The organism is Hwangdonia sp., from assembly GCF_048381975.1.
GTDB classification, from domain to species: Bacteria; Bacteroidota; Bacteroidia; order Flavobacteriales; family Flavobacteriaceae; genus Hwangdonia; species Hwangdonia seohaensis.
Window position 1 is genome coordinate 242,247 of record NZ_JBLWYT010000007.1, and the last position, 18,202, is coordinate 260,448.

The window sequence follows — 18,202 nt, forward strand, 5'->3', positions numbered from 1 at the left end:
AGGTTTTTTTTAAAATTATTTGCCATTATTCTGCGCAAATCAGCGAAATCTGTGGGACATTTTTTCATCCTCTTGCCAGTTTTAAAAACACATCGTTCATATTTTCAGCCTTAAACTGTTCTTTTAGTTTTTTGGGTGTATCTAAAGCTTCTATTTTTCCGTTGACCATAATAGATACACGATCACAGTATTCCGCTTCGTCCATATAATGCGTGGTTACAAAAACCGTGGTACCTTGGTTGGCTGCTTTGTAAATCAATTCCCAAAACTGACGTCTGGTAATGGGATCAACGCCACCAGTTGGTTCATCTAAAAACACAATTTTGGGATCGTGAATCAAGGACACCGAAAAGGATAGTTTTTGTTTCCAACCCAATGGTAAAGCACCAACCAATTTATTAGCAACATTCTGCAAGCCTAATTCTTCAATCAAAGCATCCGATTTTTCTTTAATGCGTTTTCTTGATAAACCATAAATACCTCCAAAAAACGTAATGTTTTCCCTAACCGTTAAATCGTCATACAAGGCGAATTTCTGACTCATATAGCCAATATTCTTCTTAATGTCTTCTGCATTGGTATATACATCAAAACCAGCGACATTGGCATTGCCAGAAGTAGGATTTGAAATGCCAATAAGCATCTTCATTGCTGTGGTTTTTCCTGCGCCATTGGCTCCTAGAAACCCAAAGATTTCACCTTTTTCAACGTCAAATGTAATGGCGTTTACTGCTGTAAAATCACCAAACATTTTGGTTAATCCTTCTACTTGTATGACCTTGTTGTTGTTCATTATTTTGCCAATTCCATAAAGGTGTCTTCAATAGTGGCTATTGTTTTTTCAATGTGTATGTTTGATAAGTTTTTGCTTTCTAAGTATGCTTTTAAAAGGTCTGGATTAAAGTCTGTTCTATTATCGGTATAATGCACAAACTCGCCAAAAGGATACACGCTATGGTTGTGTTCATAGGCATTTAAGCTATTGATTAGTTGAAACATATTGTTAGCACGAACGTTATAAATTGGCTTAGGATAATGTTTTACAATCGCTTCAGGCGTGTCTATTTCCAAAATTTTTCCATCTTGAATCAGTGCAATTCTATCGCATAAAGCCGCTTCGTCCATATAAGGTGTCGAAACTAAAATGGTAATGCCTTTTTGTTGCAACCGTTTTAGCATCTCCCAAAATTCCTTTCGTGACACTGGGTCAACGCCTGTGGTGGGTTCATCTAAAAACAGCACTTTTGGTTTATGAATCAAGGCACAACTCAATGCGAGTTTTTGTTTCATTCCACCAGATAGTTTACCTGCGCGACGGTTTTTAAAAGGTTCTATTTGCACATAGATATCTTTTATTAAATCGTAGTTTTCTTCGACGGTTGTTCCAAAAATGGTTGCAAAAAAATCCAGATTTTCTTTAACGGTTAAATCTTGGTAGAGCGAAAATTTCCCAGGCATGTAGCCAACACTGTTTCTAATGCTTTTGTAATCTTCAACCACATCAAAACCAGCAACGGTTGCTGTGCCTTCATCTGCAAATAAAAGTGTGGTCAAAATCCTGAATAGTGTTGTTTTACCAGCACCATCAGGACCTATGAGACCAAAAAGCTCGCCTTTTTTTACTTCAAAAAAAATACTCTGTAAGGCTTTTACATTTTTATAAGATTTGCTGATATGGCTTACAGTAATACCCATTTATTTGAAATATTCTGAATAGGCATTGATGTTTTCTTCAATACTAGCTGTGATTTTCGAAGCATCTTCAACGGTTTCCACTTTTAAAAGCGCATCAATTTTTTCGATTAACGGATGTAGCCATACGTGCAAATTGTCGTGTGAAGGTCCTTTCATCGTGCAGTTTTTTACCACAAAATTTTTCTCATCATTCAATTGTTTTGCTAGTTGGTGATAGTCTTCCAGTGTACTTGCCGATTGTGTGTTGATTGTGTTTTGTAGCTTTTGTACGCCTTCATTTGTTGTGGCATCGGCTTGCCATTTTTCTCCATTGTTTTTTTGAATTTCGTTTATCCAAGCATTGGCATAAACATTTGAAGCCTCGTTGTCGTGCTGATTGCTGTGACTGTCAGTTGCATGCTCAACGGTTTCCGTTTTTGTGTCTTGGTTTTTGCTGTCTTTACAGCTTACTAACGCCAATAGGCTCAAGGTTAAAATTACATGTTTCATTGTTTTTGTTTTTTATTGATTATTATTTAAGTTATTTATCCATAATTCTGCGGGCATGCCAATTTTTAGGCTGCCATCGTTTTTTACATCTATTTTTACGGCATAAACCAGGGCAACCCGCTCTTCTTTGGTTTGAATGATTTTTGGCGTGAATTCGGCTTCCGAAGCAACCCAACTTATCATTCCTTTATAGGATTTCATGGTGTCTGCATCATCAATCTTTACAGAGACTTCTTGACCAATTTTTATATTTGCCAATTGGGTTTCACTCACATAAACTCGAAGTTGCATGGAGTTTAAATCGGCAATTTTATAGAGTGGCTTACCAAAAACAGTAATCTCGTTGGGTTCGGCATATTTGGTTAAAATCGTTCCGTTTATTGGGTTTATGATTTTACTTTTTTTAATTTGATCGTCAATTTGCTTAAGTTGCACGTCGATAGATTTCAATTCATTAACAACAGGTGCGTTTTGGATTTCCACACTTCTAATCTGATTTTTAATCACATCTATTTCACCCTCAATATCATCCAATTGCTTCTGCGTTCCAGCATGGTCTTTTATTAAATTTTCAACTCTGGTTTTGTTGGTGTTGGCTGTTTTCAATTTTGCGTCTAAAACGGATATCTGGGACAACACGCCTTTGGATTTTGAGCTAATCACAGCTTTAGAAACCATTAATTGCTCCCGCTTTAATGCCAATGGAATGGTATCGATATAACCAATAAATTGATCTTTTTTAAGAACATCACCTTCATTAACATCAAATTGCATGAGCTTTCCGTTATTTTCGGAAGAAATGGTGATTTCTGTGGCTTCAAAATTACCGTAACCATCTGCTTTATCGTTGCCGTTTCCACAGGAAAACACAGTGGTAGCCAATATGCTTATTCCTAAAATATAATTGTAGTTTTTCATTTTTAAATAGTTATTGTCCTTTAATGACATTGTAATTTGCTTTTGCCAATTGTAATTGAATTTTATGAGTGACCAAAGTGTTTTCATCTTCGTATAAATTGGTGAGTTCTGTGATATATGCCGAAGCCGTAATCACGCCATTTTTAAGTTGAGAATCTGCCGATTTGAGCACCTCTTTTCTAAGTTTGATGATTTCTAAATCGGATGCAATAAAGCTTTCAATTTTATCAATTTCCTTTTGTTGCTGATTCAGTTCTATGTTTGTATTTAACTTAAAGGTTTCGGCCCCTGTATCTACAATATCTTTATTAATGGCCAAGGATTGACGTTGTTTTTTATTGGAATTCCAATCGAAAACATTCCAATTCAATTTAACACCAACCGTATAAAATGTTTGAAAGGAATTATCCAACATATTCAGCCCAGGGTTACCATAGCCACCGGTTGCAAAGCCAAGTAGTTTTGGCGCGTTTTGTTTGGAAATTAATGCCTCAGAATGTGCTATTTCATCTTTTTTAAGTTGAAATAATTCCAATTCCGGTCGGTTTAAATCATGCCGTATTTGGGTGTCTACAAGAGGATTTTGAAATAGGGTAGAAGCGTTTAAGTTTTTACCGATTATGCTCGAAAGCGTTTCAATTAAAGCTGATTTATTACTTTCTACCTCTCTAAATTGTTGATTAAGTTTTAAAAGTTCCGCCTCCAAAACCTTATCGGACGTCGGTAAAATCACACCGTATTTTATACCCGATTGTACTTCTGCTAATTTTGCCCGTAACTGTGCTTGTTTGGCTTTTAGCAAGAAATCGGTTTCCTGAGCCAGTAAAATAGAGAAATACAGTTGGTTGATTTGTTGTTTTAATTGATATAAATTAACATCAACCTGTTTTTGTTTCGTTTTGGTTTGTGCCGATTTTACATTTAAGGCCGCATTTGTGGCGCCACCATTATAAATCAATTGATTTACTGAAAGTGTCGCGCGATATTGGTCTTTGTTCAATGGTTCAATATTGGCATTGGGAATGGGAATTTCAATCACGTCGGATTGATAGGTAGCCTGTGCATCTAAATTAAACTGTGGCAATTTTGCATTGGAAATAATAGCTTTATCCAAATTGTTTTGATTTTCAATGAGCTGTGATTGTTTCGCCAGCGGATAATTTTCAGCCACTAAACCGTAACATTCCTCCAATGAAATGCTTTGTTGCCCCATACCGGTAAGGGTTATCAGTATAATTGGAATTATTATGAAACGTTTCATTATTAATGTTGTTTTATTGAATTAATAATAAAGTTGGAAACTTCTGTTTTTCGTTTTTCCACAAAAATTTTATAGGCCTTTTCATCTTTATTTGTAAATGCTTTAATCAAAGGTTTTCCTAAAAACGGAAAAATGTTGAGTGCTATAATATTTACAAACAATTGATCTGCATCGATGGGTCTTATCATACCTTGGTTGATTTCCTCGGCTACTTTTTCTTTGAATTTTTCGAGGTTTGGAAACCCTGTATTTTCTTTGAGTTTGAGTATAAAATCTTCATTTCGATTTAATTCTTGAATGATGAAATTTGGCAAATACGGATGCTTAATCATAAAGCTTGTATAATCCATTGTGAAATTTTTAATCTTGTCCTCAAGTGAAGAGTCATCGTTTAAAATTGCATTTAATTGAGGCGCCAATAGTGAAAATGCATTCTTAAAAACCGCTTCAAACAATAATTGCTTACTTCTGTAATAATAATGGAGCATAGCCTTGTTAATACCTGCTTTATCGGCTATTTCCTGCATGCGCGCACCCTCCATTCCTTTAGTTTGAAATACGTTTTTTGCAGCATTTAAAATTTGCTCTTCGGTGTTTTCGTCTTTTGTTTTTTTCATTTTTAACTACATGGTTAAACCATTTGGTTAGCAAATGTACAAAAAATAATCAAACTAATGCAATTTGATTATTTTAGAAGAATTTTATGTCATGTTGTCGGCTCCATTAAAACGATTTCAGTAAGGTTTAAACAGCAGCATTTTCAATTAAATTGCTTTACAGCATCACTTAAGTCGTAAACAGAAACCCCATTGATTAGTTTTGAAACAATACTGCTACCGGCAGCACTTCTATAACCGCCAGCACAATGTACCACGATTGGTTTATCTGTTGGGATGTCGTTTTTGGAATCTCTTAATTGGTTTAATGGAATAGCAATGGCATCATCAAATATTTTACCTTCATCCGTTTCGCTTTTATTCCGAATATCTACAATGGTATATTGATTCCTGTTCTTTTTGAATTCGTCAAGATTAAAAGCTTCAGATTTAGTAAATGCCGTTTCGTTTAATGTCATCAATTTTTTTAACTGCTTTTCGTAACCAATTTTCGCTATGCGATTTAAAATGGTTTCTCTGTCTTTTATTGAATTTAGAACAGCACAAAACGGTTCTTCAGGCTTTACAATAGCACCTAACCAAGTTTCAAACTTATCATCATCCGATTCAGCCATGATATTAAAACTATTAGTTAAATGGTTTCTTTTAAAATCCTTTTCATTTCTAACATCAACGACTAAAGTTTCGCCTGTATCAAGTTCGTCCATCTGAAAATGCAACGTTGGTTTTGCAATACCCAGCTCATAATTATCGGCACCTTCTTTATTGATATCCACATTAAAACCAAAATAAGAAGGTACAAAAGGTTGGTCTTTTAAAATATGTTCCACAAATTGTTTTTCGGTTAAATTTTTGAATGCCCAGTTTTCCTCACGTTCCCTTCCTAAAGTACTCGAAGCATCGTCGCTCAAATTTTTACCACACAACGAACCCGCTCCATGCGCGGGGTAAATAATGGTGCTATCTGGTAAATGGTTGAATTTGGTTTTCATGGTGTTGTACATGCTTTTGGCCAAATCTTCTCGTTTAGCTTTCATGTTTCCGGCTTTTTCCCTTAAATCGGGCCGACCAACATCACCAATAAATAGGGTGTCGCCCGAGAACATCACCTGTTTTTCATTGTCATCTTTGGCGATAATAGTTATGCTATCTGGTGAATGACCAGGCGTGTTAATGGCTTCAAAGGTTACATTGCCCATTTTAAACGAATCGCCATCATCAAAGGTTTGGTGCGGATAACTTGCGCCAACAAGCTTGCTCGCGTAAATATGTGCTCCGGTTTCTTTGTGTATTTGCAAATGACTACTCACAAAATCGGCATGCGGATGCGTTTCGAAAACCGCTACAATTTTGGCATTGTATGCTTCTGCCAACTCGTAATAGGGTCTTGCATCTCTTGAAGGATCGACAAGTGCCATTTTATCTTTACTAATTATAGCATAAGAATAATGGGCTAAGGGCTCGTCTTTAAATTGTTTAATAATCATATTTTTTGTTTTATTTAATATAAAATTTTTTTGTGAAATTTTTAAAATATTTGGCACTTTTTTTAAGACCATACTAAGTTGCGTCTGCTAAGGTAATGTCTGAATTAATGCTTTAAACGGACTATGTTTTCAATATTCATTCTAAACATGACAAAAATCAGTTTAAAAAAAAATGCTAGCTATTACTTTTGTTGCAATGAAAAAGGTGGTTTACATATTCGCAGTCGTTTTGTCAATACTGCTTCTATTCAATAGTGCTAAAGTTAGTTTAACTTTTGCCTATTACCATATAGATCCCATTGGTTTTATTGATGCTTTATGTGAAAATAAGGATAAACCGGAATTGGAATGTAACGGAAAGTGCCAATTGGAAAAGGTTGTCAAATCTCAAGATAACGAACAAAGAACACCCATAAATATTGCAGATTTTAAAGAAATCACTCTGTTTTCGCATGTTGCAGAGGCGATTGTTTTAACAGAGATAGACTGTATTAAAGTACAGCAACCAACAACTTACCAAAACCTTTATTCGTTTAACAACACAAACGATTGTTTTCATCCACCGCGCGTATAATTTCACTTTTACCATTGGTAGTATCAACTATCGCAATCACAAAGTTAAATTATAATAAGCTATAAAATGAAAATACTATATAGTGTGCTTTTATGTGCGCTAATTTCAGCCATGTCTTATGGGCAAGAATTAAACGAAACCATAAGCGATACCACAAAACAAAAAATTAATAAACTAGACGAAGTTATTGTTACGGGAAACATTAAAAAAGACCCCATTTTAACAGTTGTTTCAAATAAATATGACGAAGCCATTGTACAGCCCAAAAATGTAGCCGATTTGTTTAATGACATTAATGGGTTTTCGGTTATAAAAAGAGGGAATTATGCCATAGACCCGTCGTTTAGGGCGGCGCAATACGAGCAGTTAAATATTCAGTACGATGGCGGTACCAAAGCCATGCATGCTTGCCCAAATAGAATGGACCCGATTACGACCCACATTATTCCCGAAGAAATCTCTAAAATTGAAATAATAAAAGGCCCTTACACCGTGCGTTATGGCGCTACTTTTGGAGGCATTGTAAATTTGGTAACACAAAAGCCAGATTATGAAGATTATGGTTTGCACGGAAAAGTTTCGGCAGGTTATGAGAGCAACGGGAATTCATTGGTAAACTTAGTGCATTTGCAATACATTCAAGAAAAATACGATGTTGTTGCCAACGCTGGTTACAGGGATTTTGGAAATTATGAAGATGGCAATGGTACCGAAATCCCTTCGTCTTTCAGAAGTACGGATTACGGCGTTAAAATAGGCTATAACTTTTCAGACGACCAACGTTTTCAAGCACATTGGAGACAATCTTTTGGTCGCGATGTGTTGCATGCCGCCTTACCCATGGACACCGATTATGATAATAGCAGCATTATTTCTTCAGATTATAAACTGGATAATATCGGTGAAATAGCAAAAACGTTTACGGCTAAAGCCTATTACAGTTATGTTGATCATTTAATGACGAATACCAATCGGCCTTCTTTTATGATGATGGAAGCTTCTTCAGTTGTTGATGCCACTACCATTGGAGGGAAATTAGAGCTAAACTGGAAACCTACCACAAAACTGAATGTATTTTCTGGTGTTGATGCCATGCATATTGCCAGAGATGGAGGCCGAACAAGATTGGTTAAAATGATGAACGGAAACACTTTGCCAATGCCTATGACTTTTAACGATAAGGTTTGGCAAGATTCCTATATAACGGATTTGGGTCTGTTTACCGAAGCAAAATATGCTTTTAATCCTAAAACGATATTTACGATTGGTGTGCGTTACGATAACGTAACATCGGATATTCAAAATCCGGAAGACGATTTTGCTGCCATGTACAACCTTGAAAAACGCACAGAACACAATGTTAGCGGAACACTATCATTAAAAAACAGAGTGTCTGATAACTTTACTTTAGAAGCTGCCTATGGCCGAGGAATAAGGTCTGCCAACATGATAGAGCGTTTTATAAATCACTTTAGCGTTGGTCAAGATCCTTATGAATATGTAGGGAATCCTAATTTAAAGGCTGAAGTGAATAATCAATTTGAAATTGGATTTAAAGGAAAAGAACCTTTAAAAAACGGCTTTAATAACTTTAGCTACCAAACGTCTTTTTATTATTCGTTTTTTGAAAACTATATTGTTGGTATTGTAGATCCAACCATTACTCGAAAGTTTAATCCTATGGTCCAACCAAGGCATGTAAAAGTGTTTCAAAACTTGGATGAATCTTATAAAACCGGTTTTGAAGCTATGGCAAAACTGGACTTTTTAAACGATTATTATTTTAAAACCGAAGTGGCCTATGTGTACGCCAAAAATAAGGATTTAGGCGAGTCGTTACCTTTAACACCACCATTAAACACCAAGTTGAGCGTTGGTTTTCAAAAAGAAAAATTTTGGGTAAACATACAGTACAATGTGGTTTCAAAACAAGAGCACATTTCAAATAGTTTTGGTGAAACAGAAACCGATGGCTACCAAACCATAGATCTTCGTTTTGGACTAAAACCAATTAAGCATGTTACCTTAGGTGTTGCAGTGATTAATGTTTTAGACGAAGCTTACAATAACCATTTAAACTTCTCCTTTACCAATCAAGCAGATTTTGGAAGAACTCCAATTACCGAACCCGGACGTAATTTTTCTGCTTTTTTACAGTATAAATTTTAAAAATTACAGGTGTAATTAAAAAGAGCAGCATATTTAAAGTACGCTGCTCTTTTTATATTATAAATAGCAATGTTATTTTTTCTGTATATTAAAAAACAATTCTTTTCCCGATCTTGACTCGTGAGAATTGCTTGCTTCTTCCATCAAACGAATATGGAAATAAGGTTTAAAATACGCTAAATATTCTTCCTTATTTCCTCCAAATGGCGGATGTGTTTTGTTTAAGGGCACATTAAAGAGTAATCCAATAATTTTTCCACCGGTCTGTAATATTTCCGAAGCCTTTTCAGCATATAAAGCCCTAAGCTCAGGATTTATGGCACAGAAAAAAGTTTGTTCTATAATTAAATCGAAAGTCATAACCAACTCAAAAAAATTATTTTGAATGAGATGCGATGAAGGAAACGAAGGCACCCGTTTTTTTAGATTACCAAGTGCTGTTTTAGAAACATCTACAACAAAAACATTTTTAAAACCTTTGGAATTGAGATATTCGGCTTCATAACCATGGCCACCACCCGGAATTAGAATTTTTAATTCCTTGTCACTTTTGGAAAGCTGATCGATATAGGCTTTAATGGGAGGCGAAACTGTTCCTAAATCCCAACCAATATCGTTTGTTTTGTATTTGTTATCCCAAAATTCTTCTGTTAAATTCATTAATTATGAGAGGTTATCCTATTAATAATGTCTTCTTTTTGAACCACACCAGATTGGCGCCACACTTGTTTTCCGTTTTTAAACAGCAGCATTGTTGGTACGCCTTTTACTTGATGTTTAGCCGCTAAGGCTTGGTTTTTATCAACATCTATTTTAATGATAGACACACGGTCTCCCAAGCTTTCTTTTACTTGTTTTAGTATGGGATTCATCATTTTACAAGGGCCGCACCACGTTGCAAAAAAATCTACTAAAACGGGTTTATCTTGATTTATTATGTCTGAAAACTTACTCATATTTATTTCATTTATTTATCAAAAGTAATGCTCCAAATACCTCTAACCTCATTAACGCCGTAACCTATGGCTTTGTCGTTAGGATATAATTTTTTTACTTTCTGTAAAGTTAGCATTTTTAAATCCTCCTGAGGTTTTCCATGGCATTGTAAGCACATCGCATTGGTGGTAATCGGGTAATATACTTGAACACGATCTTCCAATTCATCTACAATGGGTTTTGGTTCTATGTTGTTTTTTATGTCTTTTTTAAAAGTTTCAATATAGGTTAATTCTTTGCTGTTTGCTTGATTGGCCTCGTTTCTGGGTTTATCTGAAACACGTTTAATGGTAGCGTTATGCACAACAGCCATACTATCGGTTAAAGGATATGCTTTTTCATTGCAAAACGCTAAAGCCTCTATGGTTCCTTTTTTCTGTATGGTGCCCATTAGGTTTTTACCCAATAAGGCTTTGGTGCTAAACGCATATTTTAAACCTCTTTCGTGATAGGGTATGGTATCAGAATTAGATTTTGTTTTTTCTACCGGAACATCTTTGGTTTTTTTAGAATTATTACAGCTAAAGGCCAATGCCAATATGAAGCATAATAAGATTGTTTTATTCATTTTATAAAGATTTAATTGGATGGTTTTTTCAAAATTACATTCAAAATTACATTATCTGTTATATGATAAGTTGACTTATGTTACATATAAACGCAAGCTTGGAGGAACTTTATTAAAAAAACTTAAATGTGCCATGTAGAATTTAAATTTGGCTGAGTGATAAGCGACGGGTTTAAATAAGGCACACTTTAAATTTTACCATAAATAGGCGTTATAAATTCCCCATTTAAAAAGCTCTCGGTCTCTAATTGACTTTGGAGTACAACACCTTGAGGCTTTGTTTCCAACAGCCATTGAATGGCTTGTACCAATGGTGCGGCAGTAGTTGTTTGGATAGCTCGAAGCGTGTGTTTGCCAACCTGTTTAGGCTTAATTGCTTTAGCTATTTCGTGCCTACGCAAAACGCCATTTTTATCCTTGCCCTCTACAGCGGCATAGAGTATTATTTGGTCGTCCTCGATATGTGGAATTTGGTCTTGCATTATCTGTTGTAAATCGGCAATGGGATCTTTGGAGTTGGTTAAATTTTTTAATTGGTCTTTAACCCAAGCATAATGACCTGGGTGACGTAATGTTTTATAATCGAGGTTTTTAACTTTGCCCTCCAAGGCATCGGGTAAATCGGCAGCGCCTCCAGAGGTAAGGTCTTCTTCGTAGGTAATCCCGTTAATTATGATGCGAGCGCTTTCAGATAGGGCAGGAAGGCTTGTTTTTTTATAATCTCGCAGAACGATGCTATCTTTTAAATACTCAGTGGCAACCCCAACCGGACTCCAAGTAAAACCATAAAAATGAGGCGCAATGGCATGATTGGTAAGTGCTCCAACCTTAAACTCCAAAGTATCTACTTGCTCCACCAAATATTGCTTACAAAATTCTTGAAATAAATGGTTAGCTAATACATCAATATAGCCCGGTGCCAATCCCGTTTGTAAAACAAAACCAGTTTTGGCATTTTTGGCCATGGCCTTTATTTGGTTTGTTTCGGCGACATATTCAGTAAGATTGGCATAATACAAGTTGTTACTTTTTGCAAGGGTGGCCATTTTAGGCGCTAAACTACCGGGTAAGCAGTCAAGTAGGGCATCTCCGTTGTTAAAAATGGCAGTTGCTTCATTAGAGATGTCCGAAGGATCTAAATGAAAAGCTATTACCTTACACGGTTTCGTGGTGCCTTCCATAATCCATTTAGCAACGTTTTGTGCTTTGGAAAGCGTGCGATTTCCTATATAGATTGTTGGTGTTACTTTGCTCCATTCTACCATAATAAGACCTGCGGCTTCTGCAATTCCGCCAGCCCCTGCAATAATAATGTTGTAGTGCGTTTTCATAATTTGAAGTAATAAATTGATGTACACTAATTTAAGGATAAATTACCACGTAATATTTAATATTAGTAGCGATTTAATATAAAATGAAGATTATAAATTGCTTTCATTTGTATGGATAGCTTTGTGAATAATCAATTTATCATAAAAAAAAGATGAACTGTGGTTTGGATAGATTTTAAACAAAGGTGTAGTTTACCAATGACGTTATAAATAAGTAATTTTACCAAACATGAGCAAATCAAAAAAATATGACAATACAACAACTACAAGGCACATACACTGTTATAGGAAACAATCAAGATGAAGAAGGCAATAGCTATGAAGGGACATTAAAATTATCGCTCGATGAACATAACAAGATTACCGCAAAGTGGTTAATAAACAATAGTCAAGAGCAGTTTGGTACGGGTTTTTTTAAAAATAACATCTTGGTTATTAATTTTAATTATAAAGGCGACCAACAGATTGTTTATAAAGGTGTTGTTGTTTATAAATGCATTACAAAAGATATTTTAGACGGCTTTTGGTCAGAAAAACATGCTAATCCGTTGTATCTGGGTGAAGAGCGTTGCTTTAGAGTTGGCGCACAAAAAGAGGTGGTTAATTAGGGGTTGTTATTTTATAATACACTTCTTAGTATTTTCTGCACATCCAAATTGTCTTTCTGCGGAATTAAAAAGGCTTCCAATTCTTCTGCTGTACTAATCTGTTCTGTTTTATCGATAAAGCCGTAACCTAAATAAACACTGTTTTTAATTAAAACAAATGCCTCTTCTTCGTCATGTCTTCCTTTTTGTTTTAGCACCATATCTTTTGTGTTTTCAATGGTATATGAAATGGCTGAGTTTACACGTAAATTATAAGAGTTTACTGTTTCGTTATCTGAACATACGCCTTTGCACGTGGTAATTTTGTAATGTGAGCATTGCGAAACACCATCTTGTAAATGACAGAATTTAGGGGTGCAAGTAAAATTGAGCTTTAATTTTTTTATAGGTATTGTTTATTATTCTGAAATAGAGGAAAAAGTTTGGGTTTTTCTAAATTTAGCATAATAGTCTTAAACCATTACGTATTACATTATAATTAAAATTAACACTATGTGCAACAAAGACAGTATTCTATTTTATAGTTAAAATTTCATCGTAGATTTTATGCAAACAAAAGAGTGAGTCGCTGACATAAAAAAAACGGTTTAGAGTGAACTAAACCGTTTGTTTTGGGCACATGTTAGAATTGTAGCGAGAGGGGGGCACGATCCCCCGACCTCCGGGTTATGAATTAAAATTGGATAAATTTAATAAGGTTAAAAAACTGAAAATCAGTGTTTTGAGTTTTCTATATTCTAAGCCGTGTTCTAAAACGTGTTCAGTTTTGTGTTCACTTATGTTTATATGGTAAATATAGAAAAATAGAATGATAAATAACCTAATTATGATAGGCTAATATTAAAAATCTGTGGCTAACATTTTGAGATATCGGAAGGGTCTAAGTAACAGATGGATTACTTATATTGGTTTTTATTTTACCATGTTTTAAACACAAGAATGAGCTTTACATAGTTCTTATCATTTTAGGGTATTTTTAAACAAAATGAGGAAATGTGGTGAGTAATGGTATTTCACGATGCCAAAGATAAAATGTCTAAACCTAAATGGACATCAATCTGGAACTTTCGATTTGAAACGCATTTTTCGCATTATACCCAACCTTAAGTATAAGAGCAGTAGTAGATTTAAAAACTACAACTTTTGAATACCAAGATACATTATTAAAAGCAAAACGGTTTGAATTAAAACCCAAACCGCTGTTATTGCTATACATTTTTAAAGTTAGTAAGCCATTTTTACAATTTTTTTAACTTTTTCCGGTGATAATGACTGATGCTCTCCTAAACCTAACCAACCACGATCTGTAAAACGTTTTGCGATTTCTTCAGCTGTTCCTTCGTAAACGTTAGTATAATCAGACAGTTTAGTGTCGATTCCCAAAGATTTGAAAAATCCGGTTGTTTTTTCGATAGCGGCATAGGCTTTATCGTCGATACTTCCTTCATTAATATTCCAGACGCGTTCACCGTATTGTGCTAATTTTTCTTTTTTAGCTTCAAAATTATATTTGTAATGACTTTCTGTAAGGATAGCTAATGTTCTTGCATGATCTATACCATATAAAGCTGTTAATTCGTGTCCCATGGCATGAATAGCCCAATCTGTAGGCACTCCTTTTTGAATTAATCCGTTTAATGCCATGGTACAACTCCACATAAAGTTAGAAGCCGCTTTATAGTCAAACTCATCTTTCAGTATAGTCGGTGCAATTTCAATCAAAGTTTGCAAAATGCTTTCTGCAAAACGATCTTGTAATTTTGCATCTACCGGATAAGTCATGTATTGTTCTAAAACGTGTGTAAAAGCATCGGCCAGACCATTCGCCAATTGACGTTGTGGAATTGATTTTACGACTTCAGGATCTAGAATTGAAAATTGCGGAAACAATCCAGGTCCACCCATAGCAAGCTTTTCTTTGGTTTCTTTACGTGTAATTACAGCACCAGAATTCATTTCAGAGCCTGTTGCCGGCAATGTTAGCACAGTTCCAAAGGGCAATCCTTTTTCGGTTCTAATGTTTTTGGATAAAATATCCCAAGGCGTGTCTCCATCGAATACTGCCGCTGAAGATAAAAATTTGGTTCCGTCAATTACAGAACCACCACCAACAGCTAATAAATGGGTGATATTTTTAGCTTTAATAACTTTTAAAGCCTCCATTAATATTTCATATTCTGGATTTGCAGGAATACCTCCAAACTCAGTTGTATCAACATTTGCTAATGCCGCTTTTACTTGGTCGTAAATGCCATTCTTTTTAATGCTACCTCCACCATAAAGCAATAATACTTTAGCATTTGCTGGAATTTCTTCTTTTAGTTTCTCTATGGTGTCCTTTCCAAAAATAATTTTGGTAGGGTTGTTAAATTCAAAATTTTTCATCTTCTTCCTTTGATTAATTTATTTAAAGTGTACTGATTATGCAATTACTGTTACTAAATCTTCTGTACTTTTTCTAACCTTGACTAGGTTAACCAACCAATCGCTATCGGCATCTCGGTAACCAATGGGTAGCATCACTGCACTGCGCAAACCTTTCGCTCTTAAATCCAGTATTTCATCTAACTTATCAGCGTCAAAACCTTCTAGGGGCGTTGCATCTACACCTTCGTATGCAGCAGCTGTAATAGCTTGTGAAAATGCGATGTAAGCCTGTTTGGCAGCATGATTAAAGTTTACTTCTGCATCTTGTTGCGGATACATTTGTAATAACTTTTGACGGTAGTTTTCCCAACCTTCGTTTTTGAATCCTCTAATCTCGTTTGTTAAATCGAACATATAGTTAATTCTATCTTCCGTATAAGTGTCCCAAGCAGCAAAAACGAGCAGGTGGGAGCAGTCGGTTATTACAGATTGATTCCAAGCTATTGGTCTAATTTGTTCTTTAATTTTTTGATTGGTAACTACAATTATTTCGAAAGGTTGTAAACCACTTGATGTAGGCGCTAAACGAGCAGCTTCTATAATATTGTCAATTTTATTTTGAGATACTTTTTTGCCATTCATTGCTTTTGCGGCATATCTCCAGTTTAATTTGTCTAATAATTCCATTTTTTCAATTTTTTATTTATTACTATTCTTTCTCTTTGCTATTAAATATTTAAGTGCTCCTGTTGACCACAAAGCCCAGATAATTAAAACGGGTTGAAAAGCCAATCTTATTAACCTCTGATTATCTGTATTTAAGCCAAAAGAATCTATTTCATTTACATATTGATTGATATTTCCGGGGAAAATTAGGACATAGAATATTGCCAATACAATACCTGTGTTAATTTTTAATCTGCCTCCGTAAATCATTAGTACCCCAAAAATAATTTCTACCACACCAGATGCTAACACGATGAAATCCATAAACGCTACATCGGTTGTGATCCATGTAGGAACCTGTGCCTGAAACTCTGTCCTAAGGTACGTTAGATGTCCTATGCCTGCATAGAGCATAAAAACGCCTAACACAATTCTCATTATGTTTTGAATGGCACTTGTTTTATTAAAATATTTTTTCATGAGGTGTTATTTTTGGATAGGGCATTCTTCTGCAAGTAACTTGATACTTGGAGATGTTATTATTGTTTTTGTTGAAGTTGAATTTGCTAAGTTTATCATAGCTTGTGCAATATCTTTAGCTTTTGTAATTCTGTACTTCTTCAATCTTCCGAAGAATAATGGTTGCAGAAGTTTAATTACAAGCAACCCTATTTTTTCTCCAATACGTTTTTCTTGTCTGTCACCACCAATAATAGAAGGCTGAAAAACATGCGTTTTTTCAATTTTTTCTGAAAGCACTGCTTGTTCCATTTCACCTTTTGTTTTGCTGTAAAAAATAGAGCTTTGTGCATTTGCGCCTAATGAAGAAATGACTAAAAACGTAGGTATTCCATTTGCTTTTGCAAGTTTTGCTGCAGTTACCGGAATTCCAAAATCTATCTTTTTATACAGTTGTTTGTCTGGTGTTTTCTTAGCTGTTGTACCGATGCAACAAAATACTTCATCTGCAGTGAAATCCTTCTTAAAGTCATCTAACTCTAAAATATCACCAACAAACTGTTTTACTTTGGTGGGCAGCCCATCAATTTCTTTTCTGGAAAACAATTTGATTGTTGTATACCTATCATCAATTAGTAGTTTTTCTAAAAGTATAGAACCTGTTAAGCCGGTCGCACCTAATATAATTGCTGTTTTTTTCATTTTTAAAGTTTAATACTATCCCAAGCTGTTAGAAATGCTTCTTCAACATGTGCTTTGGTCAATTGAAATTCGTCCTGCTTTTGAGCGGTCATTAAAAAAGATAAAGGATTTATCGAATAGGCATATAAAATATAATCTGAAATGGGCTTAATAACTCCTTCTTTTTTCCCACGTTCCCATAGGTCGAGTAGGGGTTGTAGATGCCTTATGCCTTCTTTTCTGCTAGGTTCATCAATTATTGGAGTGTTATTACATTGGTTTAAAAAAAAAGAATATTCAGATTCATTAATATTAAACTCTGCAATACGTTTCCAGATCAGTTCAAAGCCAGTTTTAACTGATGTATTCTCATTATAAGTCTTAAAAACAAAATCTGTGTATTTGGTTTTTACTTCTAAATACGTTTGGTTTACCAAGTCTTGTTTGTTCTCAAAATATAAATAAATAGTTGCAGGTGAGACATTTGCCATTTTTGCTATTTTGCTCATAGCCGTATCATGGAACCCATTGTTGTTTACTAGTTCTATGGTTGCCTGTACAAGTGCGTTACGCTTATCTATACTTTTTTGAAGTTTGGCCATGTTATTCTGTTTTAGGGTACAAAGATATAAATAAAAATGAATGTTCATTCTCTTTTTTGTGAAAACTTTAGTATTATGTAGTTTTTATTCAGGATGGGGTACATTAAAGAAGCATATCCCTTAGACTTTTCTTTAGCTTTAATTAAGGCTTTATACTTAGTTTTTTTTTTAGTTCACGGGCAGATTTATAGCCTAAATCTTCAGCAGCTACTTCTAGATAAGAATCCAATACCATAGCATCTAAATCTTTTTTAAGTAATAGCTTTTTAAGCTGTTCTATTTCCTTTTGAAGTGCTTTAATTCTAGATATTTCGTCTTTTGTTTCCACTTTTACTCTGGTGTTCATTAAGTCTTTACGATTGTACTTTTTAATCCACTCATTTACGGTTGTAGGTGCTATAGAGTAGAGTTTACATAGTTCGCTCTTTGTGTGTTTTCCGGTTGTAAGTTCGGCTAAAATTTTCAGTTTAAAGGGTTCTGAATACCGTCTAATTACTTTGTCATTTCTATACATAATGTTTAAAATTATGTAGCCTTTATTCAGGACGGGTCAAAATTGCACACAACGTTTATGTGTATGATTAGTTGCGTGGTTAAGCGAGTAAGTTAGCAAATAAATCACAGATAGAATATTCCGCAGGAATGTTCGTAAGTCGGCAGTGAACCAAGCAATTAATTATACACGGTGTTGGCAACTGGCTTTTTATGGTCGTA

Annotated in this window: 21 protein-coding genes; 3 read left to right on the forward strand and 18 right to left on the reverse strand. The window is 34.9% G+C overall.

Translation table 11 applies throughout. From position 1 onward, the window contains the following. Positions 1 to 64: 64 nt before the first annotated feature. The 7 genes from ACN5J7_RS13595 to ACN5J7_RS13625 form a co-directional block, all read right to left on the reverse strand. A complete protein-coding gene (locus ACN5J7_RS13595) occupies positions 65 to 793 on the reverse strand; it encodes an ABC transporter ATP-binding protein (protein ID WP_311942895.1) in 729 nt (242 codons plus the stop codon). Next, positions 793 to 1,695: an ABC transporter ATP-binding protein gene (locus ACN5J7_RS13600; RefSeq protein WP_311942898.1), complete on the reverse strand. Its 903-nt coding sequence runs from the start codon at positions 1,693 to 1,695 to the stop codon at positions 793 to 795. The genes ACN5J7_RS13595 and ACN5J7_RS13600 overlap by 1 nt, the downstream gene beginning before the upstream one ends. After that, entirely contained in the window at positions 1,696 to 2,184 is a 489-nt protein-coding gene (locus ACN5J7_RS13605; protein WP_311942902.1) for a hypothetical protein, read from the reverse strand. Between the two features lie 12 nt (positions 2,185 to 2,196). Then, on the reverse strand, positions 2,197 to 3,102 hold the full coding sequence (locus tag ACN5J7_RS13610; RefSeq protein WP_311942905.1) for an HlyD family secretion protein: 906 nt from the start codon (positions 3,100 to 3,102) through the stop codon (positions 2,197 to 2,199). A 10-nt stretch (positions 3,103 to 3,112) separates the two neighbouring features. Further along, complete coding sequence (locus ACN5J7_RS13615; protein ID WP_418604322.1) at positions 3,113 to 4,363, reverse strand: TolC family protein; 1,251 nt, start codon at positions 4,361 to 4,363, stop codon at positions 3,113 to 3,115. A gap of 2 nt (positions 4,364 to 4,365) precedes the next feature. Further along, positions 4,366 to 4,980 carry a TetR/AcrR family transcriptional regulator gene (locus ACN5J7_RS13620; protein WP_418604323.1) on the reverse strand — a complete coding sequence of 205 codons (615 nt, stop codon included), beginning with the start codon at positions 4,978 to 4,980 and terminating at the stop codon, positions 4,366 to 4,368. Positions 4,981 to 5,123: 143 nt separating this feature from the next. Continuing rightward, positions 5,124 to 6,467 (reverse strand): rhodanese-like domain-containing protein, encoded by a 1,344-nt coding sequence (locus tag ACN5J7_RS13625; protein WP_418604324.1) that lies wholly within the window; start codon positions 6,465 to 6,467, stop codon positions 5,124 to 5,126. Between the two features lie 172 nt (positions 6,468 to 6,639). On the opposite strand from ACN5J7_RS13625, the gene ACN5J7_RS13630 reads away from it, so the two are divergent. Together ACN5J7_RS13630 and ACN5J7_RS13635 are read left to right on the forward strand one after the other, a co-directional pair. Then, positions 6,640 to 7,041 carry a hypothetical protein gene (locus ACN5J7_RS13630; RefSeq protein ID WP_418604325.1) on the forward strand — a complete coding sequence of 134 codons (402 nt, stop codon included), beginning with the start codon at positions 6,640 to 6,642 and terminating at the stop codon, positions 7,039 to 7,041. A gap of 66 nt (positions 7,042 to 7,107) precedes the next feature. Beyond that, on the forward strand, positions 7,108 to 9,210 hold the full coding sequence (locus ACN5J7_RS13635) for a TonB-dependent receptor (RefSeq protein ID WP_418604326.1): 2,103 nt from the start codon (positions 7,108 to 7,110) through the stop codon (positions 9,208 to 9,210). A 72-nt stretch (positions 9,211 to 9,282) separates the two neighbouring features. On the opposite strand, the gene ACN5J7_RS13640 is transcribed toward ACN5J7_RS13635, so the two are convergent. The 4 genes from ACN5J7_RS13640 to ACN5J7_RS13655 all read right to left on the reverse strand — a co-directional run bounded on the left by ACN5J7_RS13640 (position 9,283) and on the right by ACN5J7_RS13655 (position 12,105). Beyond that, complete coding sequence (locus ACN5J7_RS13640) at positions 9,283 to 9,870, reverse strand: methyltransferase domain-containing protein (protein WP_418604327.1); 588 nt, start codon at positions 9,868 to 9,870, stop codon at positions 9,283 to 9,285. Beyond that, on the reverse strand, positions 9,870 to 10,166 hold the full coding sequence (trxA, locus tag ACN5J7_RS13645) for a thioredoxin (protein WP_418604328.1): 297 nt from the start codon (positions 10,164 to 10,166) through the stop codon (positions 9,870 to 9,872). Before trxA ends, ACN5J7_RS13640 begins: the two co-directional genes overlap by 1 nt. Positions 10,167 to 10,177: 11 nt before the next feature. Further along, entirely contained in the window at positions 10,178 to 10,774 is a 597-nt protein-coding gene (locus ACN5J7_RS13650; protein WP_418604329.1) for a Tll0287-like domain-containing protein, read from the reverse strand. Positions 10,775 to 10,962: 188 nt separating this feature from the next. Beyond that, positions 10,963 to 12,105, reverse strand: coding sequence for a saccharopine dehydrogenase family protein (locus ACN5J7_RS13655; RefSeq protein ID WP_418604330.1), 1,143 nt, complete (start codon positions 12,103 to 12,105; stop codon positions 10,963 to 10,965). Positions 12,106 to 12,353: 248 nt separating this feature from the next. Between ACN5J7_RS13655 and ACN5J7_RS13660 the strand changes: the two genes are divergently transcribed. Continuing rightward, positions 12,354 to 12,713: a hypothetical protein gene (locus ACN5J7_RS13660; RefSeq protein ID WP_418604331.1), complete on the forward strand. Its 360-nt coding sequence runs from the start codon at positions 12,354 to 12,356 to the stop codon at positions 12,711 to 12,713. Positions 12,714 to 12,724: 11 nt separating this feature from the next. Here the strand turns inward: ACN5J7_RS13660 and ACN5J7_RS13665 are convergent, their stop codons facing one another. The 7 genes from ACN5J7_RS13665 to ACN5J7_RS13695 form a co-directional block, all read right to left on the reverse strand. Next, entirely contained in the window at positions 12,725 to 12,913 is a 189-nt protein-coding gene (locus tag ACN5J7_RS13665) for a hypothetical protein (RefSeq protein WP_418604332.1), read from the reverse strand. Between the two features lie 1,024 nt (positions 12,914 to 13,937). After that, complete coding sequence (locus ACN5J7_RS13670) at positions 13,938 to 15,098, reverse strand: iron-containing alcohol dehydrogenase (protein ID WP_418604333.1); 1,161 nt, start codon at positions 15,096 to 15,098, stop codon at positions 13,938 to 13,940. A gap of 36 nt (positions 15,099 to 15,134) precedes the next feature. Continuing rightward, positions 15,135 to 15,767: an NAD(P)H-dependent oxidoreductase gene (locus ACN5J7_RS13675; RefSeq protein ID WP_418604334.1), complete on the reverse strand. Its 633-nt coding sequence runs from the start codon at positions 15,765 to 15,767 to the stop codon at positions 15,135 to 15,137. Between the two features lie 12 nt (positions 15,768 to 15,779). After that, entirely contained in the window at positions 15,780 to 16,226 is a 447-nt protein-coding gene (locus ACN5J7_RS13680) for a DoxX family membrane protein (protein ID WP_418604335.1), read from the reverse strand. Between the two features lie 6 nt (positions 16,227 to 16,232). Beyond that, positions 16,233 to 16,907, reverse strand: coding sequence for an NAD(P)H-binding protein (locus ACN5J7_RS13685; protein WP_418604336.1), 675 nt, complete (start codon positions 16,905 to 16,907; stop codon positions 16,233 to 16,235). 2 nt (positions 16,908 to 16,909) lie between these two features. Further along, on the reverse strand, positions 16,910 to 17,488 hold the full coding sequence (locus ACN5J7_RS13690; protein WP_418604337.1) for a TetR/AcrR family transcriptional regulator: 579 nt from the start codon (positions 17,486 to 17,488) through the stop codon (positions 16,910 to 16,912). 142 nt (positions 17,489 to 17,630) lie between these two features. Next, positions 17,631 to 18,002 carry a transposase gene (locus ACN5J7_RS13695; RefSeq protein ID WP_311942959.1) on the reverse strand — a complete coding sequence of 124 codons (372 nt, stop codon included), beginning with the start codon at positions 18,000 to 18,002 and terminating at the stop codon, positions 17,631 to 17,633. Positions 18,003 to 18,202 lie beyond the last annotated feature (200 nt).

Coding starts and splice junctions, on each gene's coding strand:
- ACN5J7_RS13605 (WP_311942902.1), bottom strand. CDS start 2,184: ATGAAACATGTAATTTTAACCTTGAGCCTATTGGCGTTAGTAAGCTGT.
- ACN5J7_RS13675 (WP_418604334.1), bottom strand. CDS start 15,767: ATGGAATTATTAGACAAATTAAACTGGAGATATGCCGCAAAAGCAATG.
- ACN5J7_RS13600 (WP_311942898.1), bottom strand. CDS start 1,695: ATGGGTATTACTGTAAGCCATATCAGCAAATCTTATAAAAATGTAAAA.
- ACN5J7_RS13615 (WP_418604322.1), bottom strand. CDS start 4,363: ATGAAACGTTTCATAATAATTCCAATTATACTGATAACCCTTACCGGT.
- ACN5J7_RS13670 (WP_418604333.1), bottom strand. CDS start 15,098: ATGAAAAATTTTGAATTTAACAACCCTACCAAAATTATTTTTGGAAAG.
- ACN5J7_RS13630 (WP_418604325.1), top strand. CDS start 6,640: ATGCTAGCTATTACTTTTGTTGCAATGAAAAAGGTGGTTTACATATTC.
- ACN5J7_RS13695 (WP_311942959.1), bottom strand. CDS start 18,002: ATGTATAGAAATGACAAAGTAATTAGACGGTATTCAGAACCCTTTAAA.
- ACN5J7_RS13625 (WP_418604324.1), bottom strand. CDS start 6,467: ATGATTATTAAACAATTTAAAGACGAGCCCTTAGCCCATTATTCTTAT.
- ACN5J7_RS13680 (WP_418604335.1), bottom strand. CDS start 16,226: ATGAAAAAATATTTTAATAAAACAAGTGCCATTCAAAACATAATGAGA.
- ACN5J7_RS13685 (WP_418604336.1), bottom strand. CDS start 16,907: ATGAAAAAAACAGCAATTATATTAGGTGCGACCGGCTTAACAGGTTCT.
- ACN5J7_RS13640 (WP_418604327.1), bottom strand. CDS start 9,870: ATGAATTTAACAGAAGAATTTTGGGATAACAAATACAAAACAAACGAT.
- ACN5J7_RS13620 (WP_418604323.1), bottom strand. CDS start 4,980: ATGAAAAAAACAAAAGACGAAAACACCGAAGAGCAAATTTTAAATGCT.
- ACN5J7_RS13655 (WP_418604330.1), bottom strand. CDS start 12,105: ATGAAAACGCACTACAACATTATTATTGCAGGGGCTGGCGGAATTGCA.
- trxA (WP_418604328.1), bottom strand. CDS start 10,166: ATGAGTAAGTTTTCAGACATAATAAATCAAGATAAACCCGTTTTAGTA.
- ACN5J7_RS13610 (WP_311942905.1), bottom strand. CDS start 3,102: ATGAAAAACTACAATTATATTTTAGGAATAAGCATATTGGCTACCACT.
- ACN5J7_RS13660 (WP_418604331.1), top strand. CDS start 12,354: ATGACAATACAACAACTACAAGGCACATACACTGTTATAGGAAACAAT.
- ACN5J7_RS13665 (WP_418604332.1), bottom strand. CDS start 12,913: ATGGTGCTAAAACAAAAAGGAAGACATGACGAAGAAGAGGCATTTGTT.
- ACN5J7_RS13650 (WP_418604329.1), bottom strand. CDS start 10,774: ATGAATAAAACAATCTTATTATGCTTCATATTGGCATTGGCCTTTAGC.
- ACN5J7_RS13595 (WP_311942895.1), bottom strand. CDS start 793: ATGAACAACAACAAGGTCATACAAGTAGAAGGATTAACCAAAATGTTT.
- ACN5J7_RS13690 (WP_418604337.1), bottom strand. CDS start 17,488: ATGGCCAAACTTCAAAAAAGTATAGATAAGCGTAACGCACTTGTACAG.
- ACN5J7_RS13635 (WP_418604326.1), top strand. CDS start 7,108: ATGAAAATACTATATAGTGTGCTTTTATGTGCGCTAATTTCAGCCATG.